10 protein-coding genes are annotated in these 12,245 nt (G+C 65.9%); all 10 read left to right on the forward strand.

What is annotated here, in order from left to right; translation table 11 throughout:
• Positions 1–232 precede the first annotated feature (232 nt).
• The 10 genes from B7Y64_RS18280 to B7Y64_RS18325 all read left to right on the forward strand — a co-directional run bounded on the left by B7Y64_RS18280 (position 233) and on the right by B7Y64_RS18325 (position 11,906).
• The gene (locus B7Y64_RS18280) at positions 233–1,300 is read left to right on the forward strand and encodes a branched-chain amino acid ABC transporter permease (RefSeq protein ID WP_291325859.1); all 1,068 of its coding nucleotides are present in this window, start codon (positions 233–235) and stop codon (positions 1,298–1,300) included.
• Positions 1,301–1,333: 33 nt separating this feature from the next.
• Positions 1,334–3,517, forward strand: coding sequence for a 3-hydroxybutyrate oligomer hydrolase family protein (locus tag B7Y64_RS18285; RefSeq protein WP_291325861.1), 2,184 nt, complete (start codon positions 1,334–1,336; stop codon positions 3,515–3,517).
• Between the two features lie 385 nt (positions 3,518–3,902).
• A complete protein-coding gene (locus B7Y64_RS18290) occupies positions 3,903–4,766 on the forward strand; it encodes an alpha/beta hydrolase (protein ID WP_291325863.1) in 864 nt (287 codons plus the stop codon).
• A gap of 161 nt (positions 4,767–4,927) precedes the next feature.
• The gene (locus B7Y64_RS18295) at positions 4,928–5,494 is read left to right on the forward strand and encodes a lipocalin family protein (protein WP_111866812.1); all 567 of its coding nucleotides are present in this window, start codon (positions 4,928–4,930) and stop codon (positions 5,492–5,494) included.
• Positions 5,491–6,513, forward strand: a complete 1,023-nt coding sequence (locus tag B7Y64_RS18300; RefSeq protein WP_291325865.1) for an NAD(P)-binding protein — start codon at positions 5,491–5,493, stop codon at positions 6,511–6,513. Before B7Y64_RS18295 ends, B7Y64_RS18300 begins: the two co-directional genes overlap by 4 nt.
• A gap of 22 nt (positions 6,514–6,535) precedes the next feature.
• Positions 6,536–8,089, forward strand: a complete 1,554-nt coding sequence (locus B7Y64_RS18305; protein WP_291325867.1) for an FAD-binding domain-containing protein — start codon at positions 6,536–6,538, stop codon at positions 8,087–8,089.
• A 3-nt stretch (positions 8,090–8,092) separates the two neighbouring features.
• Positions 8,093–8,266, forward strand: a complete 174-nt coding sequence (locus B7Y64_RS18310; RefSeq protein WP_291325869.1) for a DUF2256 domain-containing protein — start codon at positions 8,093–8,095, stop codon at positions 8,264–8,266.
• A complete protein-coding gene (locus tag B7Y64_RS18315) occupies positions 8,263–9,591 on the forward strand; it encodes a DASH family cryptochrome (RefSeq protein ID WP_291325871.1) in 1,329 nt (442 codons plus the stop codon). The genes B7Y64_RS18310 and B7Y64_RS18315 overlap by 4 nt, the downstream gene beginning before the upstream one ends.
• Positions 9,588–11,132, forward strand: coding sequence for a cryptochrome/photolyase family protein (locus B7Y64_RS18320; protein ID WP_291325873.1), 1,545 nt, complete (start codon positions 9,588–9,590; stop codon positions 11,130–11,132). The genes B7Y64_RS18315 and B7Y64_RS18320 overlap by 4 nt, the downstream gene beginning before the upstream one ends.
• Positions 11,133–11,192: 60 nt before the next feature.
• The gene (locus tag B7Y64_RS18325; protein WP_291325875.1) at positions 11,193–11,906 is read left to right on the forward strand and encodes an SDR family NAD(P)-dependent oxidoreductase; all 714 of its coding nucleotides are present in this window, start codon (positions 11,193–11,195) and stop codon (positions 11,904–11,906) included.
• The last annotated feature ends 339 nt before the right edge of the window (positions 11,907–12,245 follow it).

The following is a 12,245-nucleotide window of genomic DNA, read 5'->3' on the forward strand; positions in this document are numbered from 1 at the left end:
GGCTTGAAAACCCCAGTCGCTACCAAACTGCACGGACCGGTCTGGCTGCCTTAAAGGCCGTCAAACTTTACCGCGATGGTCGAAAGGAAGATACAAGTCTCTTCGCGCCTTCCCCCTCCAGGGGGACGCCGCCAGTGCGGCGGGGCGGCCCTTGCACGGCGGCCGCTGGCTTCGTGCACGCCAGTTGCGGGCGCAGTGATCCGTGAACAGCATGAATAACGGAAAGATATCCATGTTCCAACGACTTCTCTCAGGCGACTACCCGCGCAGCAAGGTGCTGGCGGTCATTCTCGTGGCCATTTTTGTGGGCCTGGCGTTTGCTCCGTTTCTGTTTCCCGGCGTCAAGGCGCTCAATGTGGCGGCCAAGGTGCTGGTCTTCGTGGTGCTGGTGGCCAGCTTCGATCTGTTGCTGGGCTACACCGGCATCGTGAGTTTTGCGCACACCATGTTCTTTGGCATTGGTGCCTACGGCATTGCTGTGGCCACCACGCGCATGGGGCCCACCTGGGCTGCGCTGGGCGTGGGTATTGGCGGTGCGCTGCTGTTGTCGCTGTTGCTGTCGCTGGCGGTGGGGCTGTTTTCGCTGCGGGTGCGGGCCATCTTTTTTGCCATGATTACGCTGGCCGTGGCGGCGGCGTTCCAGACGCTGGCCTCGCAGCTGTCGGACATCACCGGCGGCGAGGACGGCCTGACCTTCAAGGTGCCCGAGCTGCTCTCGCCGAGCTTCGAGCCCTTCGAGACCGAGGTGCTGGGCGTGCTCATCGACGGCAAGCTGATCACCTACTACCTGCTGTTCGTCACGGCCGTGGTGCTGGTGCTGGCGCTGCTGCGCATCGTGAACTCGCCGTTTGGCCGTGTGCTGCAGGCCATCCGTGAGAACGAGTTCCGCGCCGAGGCCATCGGTTATCGCGTGGTGGTCTACCGCACCACATCGAGCGTGCTGTCGGCACTGTTTGCCACGCTGGCGGGTGCCATGCTGGCGCTATGGCTGCGCTACAACGGGCCCGACACCTCACTGAGCTTTGAAATCATGATGGATTGCCTGCTCATCGTGGTGATTGGCGGCATGGGCACCATCTACGGCTCGGCCATTGGTGCTGTGCTGTTTGTGGTGGCGCAAAGCTACCTGCAAGATTTGTTGCGCCTGGGGCATGAGGCCACCACTGGCCTGCCATGGCTTTCGGCGCTGCTCTCGCCAGACCGCTGGCTGCTGTGGCTGGGCGTGCTGTTTGTGCTTTCGGTTTATTACTTTCCCTCCGGCGTCGTTGGACGCCTGCGATCTCTGCGCGCCCAAGCCTGAGCGCGGTTTTGTGTCAGTGAAAAAGGAGACAACATGAAAGTGAATCTGCACGACAACCGCGCCCGGAAAGTGGCCATGACTGCGTTGGCAGGGGATGTGATGGCCGCATGCGGGGGCTCATCCAACCCGACCAATGACCTTCCCGCCGGCATCACACCGGTGAGCGCCACGGTCTACCCGGCTACAACAGCGGGTAAGGGGGACACTGCCGCCACGCAGGACTTGTTGACCGGTGGCATTGGCAAGACCGGGTTGGGCGCCGCCACGCCGGCCTATGCCGATCCCGCCAACCCCACAGCGGCAGAGCTGCGCCGCAATGCGCTGTATTCCAACTACCGCGGCATTCTGGATTACTCAGTCAATGGGGGCTACGGCAGCCTGTATGGCCCCAATGTCACAGCTGCAGGCGCAGTCACGACCGGCGAGGGGCTGATTCCAGGACGCGAATATGTGGCGGTGCTCGACGACGGCTCGGGCCGCAAGCGGACGGTGATTGCGGTGCAGGTGCCCGACAGCTTCAACCAGGCCAACCCCTGCGTGGTGCTGGGCGCCTCGTCAGGATCGCGCGGGGTTTATGGCGCCATCGGCACGGCCGGCGAGTGGGGCCTGAAAAAGGGCTGTGCCGTGGCCCTGACCGATGCCGGCAAGGGCGTGGGCCTGTACGACATGATGGACGACACCGTGCACAAAATTGATGGCACGCGCGCCACCCGCACGGCCGCAGGCTCCCTCAATTTCTTTGCCGCTCACATCACCGATGCAGCGCGTACCGCCTACAACGCGCTGTTCCCGAACCGCCTGGCCATCAAGCAGGTGCACTCGCAGCAGAACCCCGAAAAAGACTGGGGCAACGACACGCTGGCGGCCGGGCGTTATGCCATGTTTGTGCTGAACGACCGCTATGGGACGGCCGCCAATCCGGTGCCGTTCACGCCGGAAAACACCATCGTGATTGCCGGCTCTGCATCCAACGGCGGTGCTGCTTCGCTGGGTGCGGCCGAAAAAGACAGCGGTGGGCTGATTGATGGTGTGGTGGCCTCCGAGCCCGTCACTGAAATGCCAACCACCAGCGGCTATGGCATCCAGTTTGGCGGCGGCGCCGTCAGCGGTTACGGCAAGACGCTGGCCGATTACACGACCTACGGCAACATCTACCAGCCCTGCGCTGCGCTGGCTGCGGACGCGGCCATGAGCGAGACGTCCATCTTCAACTACATCCAGCTGGTGGGCATGACGGCGCGGGCCACGGCACGCTGCGATGGCCTCGCAGCCAAGGGGCTGGTCAGTGGTGCCGACACGGCTGCCCGGTCGCTGGATGCGCTGAACAAATTGCGCGCTTATGGCTGGACGCCGGATAACGATCAAATGCACAACGCCCACTATGCCCTGGGCAACGGGCCTATTCTGTCGGCCATGTACCCGGTGAGCTATGGACGATTCCCCGTCGAGGCCAATGTGTGCAACACCAGCTTTGCGGCCGTGAACGCCACAGGCGCGCCAGTTGCGGTGGCGCCTGCAACGCTGGCGCAAAGCTTTGCCACGGCCAATGGCACCGCCAACGGCACACCTGCGACGGTGGTTTACAACGACTCGGTGGGCGGGGCGAAGGCGTGGCAGTTTGCCGTGTCGCCATCCACCGGCGTGGCGGACTTTGGCCTGGACAACGCCTTGTGCCAGCGTGCGCTGGTCACGGGCGCCGATCCGGTCAGCGGCGCGAGCCTGACGGCCGCATCCACACCCACCAAGGCGCAGAGCGACGCGGTGCGGGCGGGCATTGCCGAGGTGGTGCTGAACGGCAACCTGCGCGGCAAGCCCACCATCATCGTCAGTGGCCGCAGCGATGCCCTGGTGCCGGTGAACAACAACTCGCGCGCCTACGCAGCCTACAACAAGGTGGTGGAAGGTGCAGCCAGCAAGCTGCGCTATATCGAGGTGACAAACGGCCAGCATTTCGACACCTTTCTGCCGTTCGGCGGTTTTGACACCCGCTTTGTGCCCTTGCACCCCTACTTCAACCAGGCGATGGATGCGATGTATGCCCACCTGAAGTCGGGTGCCGCCTTGCCCGCGAGCCAGGTGGTGCGCACCACGCCGCGCGGCGGTGTGGCAGGTGCTGCCCCGGCCATCACGGCTGCCAACGTGCCGCCGTTTGTGGCGGCGCCTGCAGCTGCGAACCAGATTGGCTTTGCCGGCACTTCGCTGAATGTTCCCAACTGAGCGCCTGTGTCACGCGCCCCGCACTGGAGTCTGCTGCGATGCCAACACGATGGAAGCGATGTGCCGCCATCTGCTTGGCAGCCTTGGCCCTTGATTCCGGTGCGGGGACTGCACCGCCCATCCGGGCGGATGAGAACGTCATTGTCCAAGTGGCGCCGTTGGCGATGCTGCGGGCCCGCACTGGCGCGCGGCTGGACGGCATCGTGCGCGCTGCCCTTTGCACGCGACACGCTCACAGGCCTGATCAATGCCCACCAGCTGGGCGTGAGGCAGGTGGCTCCTTGACGCGATCGGCCCCAGGTGGCCTTGGTGCTGTTGGCGTCTGATTAGAAGCAGCCGCATGGGCACGCAGCCACCCCGTTTCTGTTTCAAAAGGCTGAGCACCATGCTTCCTTCCTCACGCTACATCCGCTGCGCCGGTTACGAAATTCATTGCACCGAATGGGGTGCGCCCGAGGCTCCCGTGGTGATCGCCTGGCACGGGCTGGCGCGCACCGGGCGTGACATGGACGCGCTGGCGCGGCATTTGAGTAGCCGCTATCGCGTGATCTGCCCCGACACCATTGGCCGGGGCCTGAGCCAGTGGGCGCGGGAGCCGAGGGACGAATACCGCCTGTCGTTTTATGCGCGCATTGCCGCCGACCTGTTCGATCAGCTGGGTATCGACATGGCGCACTGGATTGGTACCTCCATGGGCGGCGCGATTGGCACGGTGTGCGCGTCGGGGCTTTTCGAGCCGCAGCTCAAGGGCCGCATCATGCGCCTGCTGCTTAACGACAACGCCCCCCGCCTGGCCGATGCCGCGCTGGAGCGCATCAAGGCCTATGCGGGCCAGCCGCCTGCGTTTGACACGGTGATGGAGCTGGAGGCATTTTTTCGGCAGGTGTACCAGCCTTACGGCTGGCTCAGCGATGCCCAGTGGCGGCAGTTGACCGAAACCTCCATCCGCCGCCTGCCCGATGGCCGCGTGACGCCGCACTACGACCCGGCCATGGTGCAGCAGTTCACGCACCAGGCCAACGATTACCTGATCTGGGACCACTACGACGCGCTCGACATCCCTGTGCTGTGCCTGCGCGGCGCCCAGTCGGATCTGGTGTTGCCCGAAACCACTGCAGAGATGCTCACCCGGGGCCCCGGCATGCGCGGCCTGCTGCAGGTGGTCGAGGTGCCGGGTTGCGGCCATGCGCCCGCCCTGAATGTGCCAGAGCAATTTGCGCTGGTGGACGGGTTTTTGTCGGACACCTGAGTTCGCAACCATGGGGCAGCCCAGAACTGCGCATCGGGCGGCGAGCTGGCGCATTTCACGCCCCGAGGGGGTGTGCTGGGTTACTACAGGGGGGCTGATGATCACGGCCATTTTTGCAAATGAGCTACCATTTGGTTTGTTTTGCGACTGATTGGTAATACATGCTGTTTTCCTCTCCCTTGGTTCGTCGGCTCGCGCTGATCTTTTCTGCAACGGTTTTGCTGGCCGTCAGCGGTTGCACATCCACCAGTCCGCCCTCCGGCATCTCCGCCGTCACTCCGTTTGACCTGGCCCGCTACGAAGGGCGGTGGTACGAGGTGGCGCGCCTGGATCACTCGTTTGAACGCGGCATGACGGACGTGAGCGCCACGTACCAGCGTCAGGCCGATGGCAGTGTGCGTGTGGTCAACCGGGGCTTTGACACAGCCAAGAACGACTGGCGCCAGGCGCTGGGCAAGGCGCTGTTCACAGGCGATGTGCAAACGGCCTCGCTCAAGGTGTCGTTCTTTGGCCCGTTTTACGGTGGCTACCATGTGGCCGCGCTGGATCCGGATTACCAGTGGGCGCTGGTGGTGGGGCCAGACCGCAGCTACTGCTGGATCTTGTCGCGCACCAAGCAGCTTGCGCCCTCCGTGCGTGCCCGGCTTGTTGCACGCGCCAGTGCTTTGGGCATCGACACCCAGTCACTGATCTGGGTGACCCACGGGCGCACCGATCCGCAGCCATGAGTGCCGCTGGTCTCCGGCCCGTCGCCGTCATTGGCGCAGGCCTCTCGGGCTTGTCGTGCGCACATGCGCTGCTGCAGGCGGGCCACACGGTGCATCTTTTCGACAAAAGCCGGGGCCCATCGGGCCGTATGAGCACACGGCGCGCCGAAGACGCCCACGGCCCGTGGCAGTGCGACCATGGCGCGCAGTACTTCACCGCGCGTGACGCGGCTTTCCGCGCCGAGGTGGCGCGCTGGCAGCAGGCCGGCGTGGCCGACTTGTGGAATGCCCGCCTGGCCAGCTTTGACGGCAGCGCCTTTGCCCCGCTGCACACGCCGCTGGAGCGTTTTGTGGGCACACCGCGCATGACATCACCCGCCGCCTGGCTGGTGCAGAACCTGGGAGAGCGCGCCGGAGCATCGGCACGCACCCAATGGCAAACCACTGTGCAGCGCCTGGGCCGGCATACGGATGGTTGGGCCATCACCTCCGCAGAGCAGGGCTTGCACCCCGAGCAGTATGGCGCCGTAGTACTGGCCGTGCCTGCCCCGCAGGCCGCGCCGTTGCTGGCGCCTGTGTCGCCAGCGGGTGCAGCGGTGGCCGCCAGCGCGCCCATGCGCGGCAGCTGGGCCGTGATGCTGCGCTACGCAGCCCCTTTGGCCATGCCGTGGGAGGGCGTGTTCATCAACACCGGCCCGCTGCGCTGGGTGGCCCGTGACAGCAGCAAACCCGGTCGCACTGGCCCCGAGACCTGGCTGCTGCACGCCAGCCCCGAGTGGAGCGATGCGCACATGGAAGATGACGCTGATGCAGTCACCGCTGCATTGATCGCCGCTTTTGTCGCATTGGGCGGCCCCGCACCGTTGGCCGCCACAGCCCATCGCTGGCGCTATGCCGACAGCGAGCCCCCGCTGGCGCTGGGCAGTTGGTGGGACGCATCGCTGCGGCTGGGTATGTGCGGAGATTGGCTCAACGGCGGCAAGGTTGAAGGCGCCTGGCTCAGCGGCCGTGCGCTGGCGCAGCAGGTGCAAGCTGCGTGACACTCTGAACAAGGCACGCGCCATGGCCTACACCGTTGTCTGGTTCAAGCGCGACCTGCGGGTGCACGACCACGCACCGCTGGCCCAGGCCGCGCAGCGCGGGCCCGTGCTGTGCCTGTATGTGGTCGAGCCCAGCCTGTGGGCCCAGCCCGACGCCGCGCTGCAGCACTATCGGTTCTTGCAAGAGAGCCTGGCCGACCTGGCGCAAGACCTGCGCCGCTGCGGAGCCGAGTTGCAAGTGGCCGTGGGCGAGGTGCCCGAGGTGCTGGCCCGCCTGCACGCGCTGGCCCCGTTTCACACCCTCACTTCGCATGAAGAAACCGGCAACGGCTACACCTATGCGCGCGACAAGGCCGTGGCCCGCTGGTGCGCAAATCAGGGCGTAGCCTGGCGTGAGTGGGCCCAGCACGGCGTTGTGCGCCGCCTGCCCACGCGCGATGTGTGGCACCAGCGCTGGCAGGCTTTCATGCACGCGCCTCAGATGCCAGCGCCCGCACCCGGCAGCCTGGCGGGGCGAGCCTTGCCCTGGCCCACAGAGCCCTGGCCCGAAGGCGCATGGCCGGGCTTGGACATTCACGATCCACCCCAGCGCCAGCGCGGTGGACGCTTGCGCGGCTGGCAGGTGCTGCAAGACTTTTTGCATGATCGCAGCCGGGGTTACCGGGGTGGCATTTCATCGCCCCTCACGGCGCCCACGGCCTGCTCGCGCCTTTCGCCCTACCTTGCCCTGGGTTGCCTTGGCATGCGCGAAGTGGTGCAGGCCACCCAGCGGCGCCAGCAGCAACTGCAGGGCAGCGCCGAGCCCGGTGCGGGCTGGCAGCGCCAGGGTCTCACGGCCTTTATGAGCCGCATGCACTGGCACTGCCACTTCATCCAGAAACTCGAATCCGAACCCGCGCTGGAGTTTGACAACCTGCACCGCGGCTACAACGGCCTGCGCGAGGGCGACTGGAACGAGGCCCACTTTGCCGCCCTGGTGGCAGGGCGCACCGGCTGGCCCATGGTGGATGCCTGCGTGGCCATGCTGCGCGAGACGGGCTGGGTCAACTTTCGCATGCGGGCCATGCTGGTGTCGGTGGCGTCGTACCCGCTGTGGCTGCACTGGCGCCCTGTGGGCCAGTGGCTGGCGCGGCAGTTTCTGGACTACGAGCCCGGCATCCACTGGAGCCAGATGCAGATGCAGGCGGGCACCACCGGCATCAACACCACCCGCGTCTACAACCCGATCAAGCAGGCGCAAGACCACGACCCGCACGGCCACTTTGTTCGCCACTGGCTTCCCGCAATGCGCCGCGTACCTGACGCTTGGTTGCTGGAGCCCTGGCGCATGCCGCCCGGCGTGCAGGACCACTGCGGCGTGCGCGTGGGGCGCGACATTGCCGAGCCGCTGGTAGACCTGGAGCAAGCCACCCGCGCAGCCAAGGCCCGCGTGCACGGCCTGCGCGCCCAGACACCCGTGCGTGCGGCCAAAGCCGCCATCGTGCAAAAGCACGGCTCGCGCGTGCACCGCGACAGTGGCCCGCGCCGCAATGCCAAAACGACTGCCCACCCCCAACAGCAAACCTTGGACTTCTGACCCATGCGCATGCGCAAAAAGCACGACCTGCCGCAGAAAAAATGCCTGCACTGCGGACTGCCCTTCACCTGGCGAAAAAAGTGGGAGAAGGTGTGGGACGAGGTGAAGTACTGCTCTGACCGCTGCCGCAACGAACGCAAGCGCAGTGGTGGCTCGGGCGGTGAGGGCGCGGCATGAACACGGTGATTTTCTGGTTTCGCAACGACCTGCGCCTGCACGACCAGCCCGCGCTGGCTGCAGCGCTGGCCAGCGGCGCCACCCACCTGCTGCCCGTGGTGTGCCTGCCCCGGGCAGACGAAGCCACGCCCTGGGGCTTTGCCCGCGTGGGCACGCACCGCCGCGCCTTTGCAGCCGCCGCGCTGCGCGACCTGGGCACCCGCATGGCTGGGCAAGGCAATCCACTCATGGTGTGCCATGCCCCGCCCGCCACCGTGTTGCCCGCATTGGCCCACGCCGTCGGGGCGAGCGCCGTGGTGTGCGAAGACATTGCCGCCCCCTTTGAGCAGGCCCAAGTCGCCGCCCTGCGCGCCGCCGGGCTGCCGGTGCGCGCTGTGTGGCACAGCAGCCTGCTCCAGCCTGAGGACATGCCCTGGCCTGCGGCAGAGCTTCCCGGCGTGTTCACCACGTTTCGTCAGAAGGTGGAGCGTGCGGGCATCATGCCCACAGCGCCTTTGCCCCCGCCCACATCGTTGTTGCCGCCCCCGACGGTGCCGCCCGATGTGATGCTGGCGGCGGGCGCCGTGCCTGCGTGTGCAGGGCAGGGCGCCGATACCGCTGTTCCCAATAGCGCAGCCGGGTGTGACCCACGCTCGTCCTTTCCCTACGGCACATCCGCCTGCAACGGTGGCGAAACCGCCGCACTGGCTCACCTTGCGCAGTACCTGGCGCGCAAGCTGCCCCACAGCTACAAGGCCACGCGCAATGGACTTACGGGGTTGCATTACTCCAGCAAGTTCTCGCCCTGGCTGGCTAGCGGCGCGCTCTCGGCCCGGCAGGTGTTTGCCGGCCTGAAAGCGTTTGAACGCGAGCACGGTGCCAACGACGGCACCTACTGGCTGTGGTTCGAGCTGCTGTGGCGCGACTACTTTCGGCTGCTGCACCTGCAATACGGGCCGGCGCTGTATGGGGCTCGTGGGCTTTCACAGCTGCCCCAGGCCCCGCACAACCACCAGGGCTTTGAGCGCTGGTGCCAGGGCCGCACGGGCGAACCGCTGGTCGATGCCGCCATGCGCGAGCTGGCCACCACCGGGTATCTGAGCAACCGCCTGCGCCAGGTGGTGGCCAGCTACCTCATCCACGACCTGTGCGGCGACTGGCGCGCGGGCGCCGCGTGGTTTGAATCGCAGCTGGTGGACTACGACGTGTACAGCAACCAGGGCAACTGGCTTTACATCGCCGGGCGCGGCACCGACCCGCGCGGTGGCCGCCGCTTCAATGCCACCAAGCAGGCGCACGACCATGATGCCGACGGTACTTACCGCCGGATGTGGTGCACGGCATGAACACCCCACGCGCGCACACCCTGCGCCTGCTGCTGGGCGATCAGCTCAACCCCCAGCACAGCTGGTTTGCCACGCGCGACGATGGCGTGGTCTACGTGCTGATGGAAGTGCGGCAAGAGACCGACTACGTGCTGCACCACGCGCAAAAAATACTTGCCATCTTTGCCTCCATGCGCGACCTGGCCCGTCACCTGCGCGGGGCCGGGCACCGCGTGCGCTATGTGGCCATAGACGATCCCAGCAACCGCCAGTCGCTCACCGACAACCTGGCCGCCCTGATGGCGCTCTACGGCGCCGAGCGCCTGCAATACCAGCACCCCGACCAATGGCGGCTGGACGCGCAGTTGCGCACCTGGGGTACCCTGCAAGCTTTTGACGTGCAGGCCGTCAGCAGTGAACATTTCTACACCACCCGCACCGAGCTGGCCGAGATGTTCAAGGGCCGCAAGCAGTGGCTCATGGAGCACTTCTATCGTCGCATGCGCCAGCGCCACCAGGTGCTGATGGACGAGGCGGGCGAGCCCGAAGGCGGCCAGTGGAACTACGACCACGACAACCGCAAGCCCTGGCCTGGCACGCCAGAGCTGCCGCCCGACGCCAGGCCATCACACGACCACAGCGCCCTGTGGGCCACCATTGAGGCCGCAGGCGTGCAAAGCTTTGGCAACCCCCATGCCGACGCGCTGCGCTGGCCGCTTAATCGCGCCGAGGCGCTGGCGTGGCTCAGCCACTTCATCACCACCACGCTGTCGCACTTTGGCGCGTACGAAGACGCCATGAGCACGCGCAGCGCGCGGCTGTTCCACTCGCTGCTGTCTTTTGCGCTCAACACCAAGATGCTGCACCCGCATGAGGTGGTGCAACGGGCCCAGGCCGCTTACCACGCAGGCGCTGCGCCATTGGCAGCGGTAGAGGGCTTCATCCGCCAGATCCTCGGCTGGCGCGAATACGTGCGCGGCATCTACTGGGGCCACATGCCCGGCTACGTTGAGCGCAACGCCTTGGGGCACACCACACCGCTGCCGCAGTGGTTCTGGTCGGGCAACACCCGCATGCGCTGCCTGCAGCATGCAGTGGGCCAGTCGCTGCAGGATGCGTATGCCCACCACATCCAGCGCCTCATGATCATAGGCAACTTTGCGCTGCTGGCGGGGATCGACCCCGCCGCCGTGCACCGCTGGTACTTAGGTGTTTACATCGACGCCTTTGAATGGGTGGAAGTGCCCAACACCCTGGGCATGAGCCAGTTTGCCGACGGCGGCCTGCTGGCCACCAAGCCCTATGTCAGCAGCGCCGCCTACATCGACCGGATGAGCGACTATTGCAAGGGCTGCCGCTACGACAAGAAGCTGAAAGTAGGCGACGGCGCCTGCCCCTACAACGCACTGTACTGGGACTTTTTCGCGCGCAACGAAGCCACGCTGGGGCAGAACTTCCGGCTGGGCATGGTCTACCGGCAACTGCAGAAGATGCAGGGCCCCCCGCTGGATGCGCTGCGCGAACATGCCACCCACCTGCGCACGCGGCTGGACACGCTGTAGACCAATCTCCCTGTCATCACCGCCCACCCATCGGCCCCACATCCCCTATCGGAGCCCGCCATGTCCACGCCATCCCTCCAGTCATTGCCCCAGGGCTACCGCGCCCTCGTCATTGGCGCCACCGGCGCCATCGGCGGCGCCTTGCTGACCCACTTGCAGGCCGATCCCCGCTGCGCCCTGGCCGTGGGCCTGGGCCGCCACACCAGCCCAGCGGTCGATCTGGACGATGAAGCCACCATTGCCCGGGCCGCCCAGCACCTCAAGGCCCAGGGCCCGTGGCACTGCATCATTCACGCCGCAGGCATGCTGCATGGACCCCAAGGCCTGCCCGAGAAGCGCATGGCGCAGTTGAACTATGCGCAGATGGAAGCCACCTTCTGCACCAACACCTTCGGCCCCGCGCTGGTGCTGGCCCACTTTGCGCCGCTACTGCCCCGGCAAGGGCGCAGCCTGCTGGCCGTGCTCTCGGCCAAGGTTGGCAGTATTGGCGACAACCGCCTGGGCGGCTGGTACAGCTACCGTGCATCCAAGGCCGCACTCAACATGCTGCTCAAAACGGCGTCGATTGAAGTGGCCCGCACCCACCCGCAGGCCGTGCTGGCGGCGCTGCATCCGGGCACGGTCAATTCGGCGCTGTCGGCGCCATTCAACGGGGCAAAGATTGGGAGGGCCGCAGACGATGCGGCAGCGGACTTGTTGCGTGTGTTGGACGGGCTGGGGCTGGAACAAACCGGCGGCTTTCACGCCTACAACGGGCAAGAACTGCCATGGTGAATCCGACTTGATGGGTGCCAGGGGGACTGTCAGTGGGGATTCTGTGCGCAGATAAAACCTGCCTGTTCGTAATGGGGTAAGGCGCGTGAAGCACCTTTGAACAAGGTTGGGGACAACCGGCACAGCGCAGCGCGCGCTGTCCGTAGATACGGCACGCGCTGCGCGGTTCCGGGTTGCGTTTGCCTTTACCGGGCGGTGGCCGCGGTAGAGGTGCTCGCACCGACCGCCAAGTTGGATTGCACGTTCACGCTCTGCTGCACCAGCGAAGAGATACCGCTGTTCTGGCTGGCAATCATGATGCCCGCAGCCGACTGACCGACGCTGGTCATAGTGTTGGAC

It is taken from the genome of Acidovorax sp. 35-64-16, assembly GCF_002281195.1.
In the GTDB taxonomy this organism is placed as follows: domain Bacteria; phylum Pseudomonadota; class Gammaproteobacteria; order Burkholderiales; family Burkholderiaceae_C; genus Acidovorax; species Acidovorax defluvii.

What these genes read in the sequence shown, in the direction of transcription:
- B7Y64_RS18320 (WP_291325873.1), top strand. Translation starts at nt 9,588, where the DNA reads ATGAACACCCCACGCGCGCACACCCTGCGCCTGCTGCTGGGCGATCAG.
- B7Y64_RS18285 (WP_291325861.1), top strand. Translation starts at nt 1,334, where the DNA reads ATGAAAGTGAATCTGCACGACAACCGCGCCCGGAAAGTGGCCATGACT.
- B7Y64_RS18280 (WP_291325859.1), top strand. Translation starts at nt 233, where the DNA reads ATGTTCCAACGACTTCTCTCAGGCGACTACCCGCGCAGCAAGGTGCTG.
- B7Y64_RS18310 (WP_291325869.1), top strand. Translation starts at nt 8,093, where the DNA reads ATGCGCATGCGCAAAAAGCACGACCTGCCGCAGAAAAAATGCCTGCAC.
- B7Y64_RS18325 (WP_291325875.1), top strand. Translation starts at nt 11,193, where the DNA reads ATGTCCACGCCATCCCTCCAGTCATTGCCCCAGGGCTACCGCGCCCTC.
- B7Y64_RS18315 (WP_291325871.1), top strand. Translation starts at nt 8,263, where the DNA reads ATGAACACGGTGATTTTCTGGTTTCGCAACGACCTGCGCCTGCACGAC.
- B7Y64_RS18300 (WP_291325865.1), top strand. Translation starts at nt 5,491, where the DNA reads ATGAGTGCCGCTGGTCTCCGGCCCGTCGCCGTCATTGGCGCAGGCCTC.
- B7Y64_RS18305 (WP_291325867.1), top strand. Translation starts at nt 6,536, where the DNA reads ATGGCCTACACCGTTGTCTGGTTCAAGCGCGACCTGCGGGTGCACGAC.
- B7Y64_RS18295 (WP_111866812.1), top strand. Translation starts at nt 4,928, where the DNA reads ATGCTGTTTTCCTCTCCCTTGGTTCGTCGGCTCGCGCTGATCTTTTCT.
- B7Y64_RS18290 (WP_291325863.1), top strand. Translation starts at nt 3,903, where the DNA reads ATGCTTCCTTCCTCACGCTACATCCGCTGCGCCGGTTACGAAATTCAT.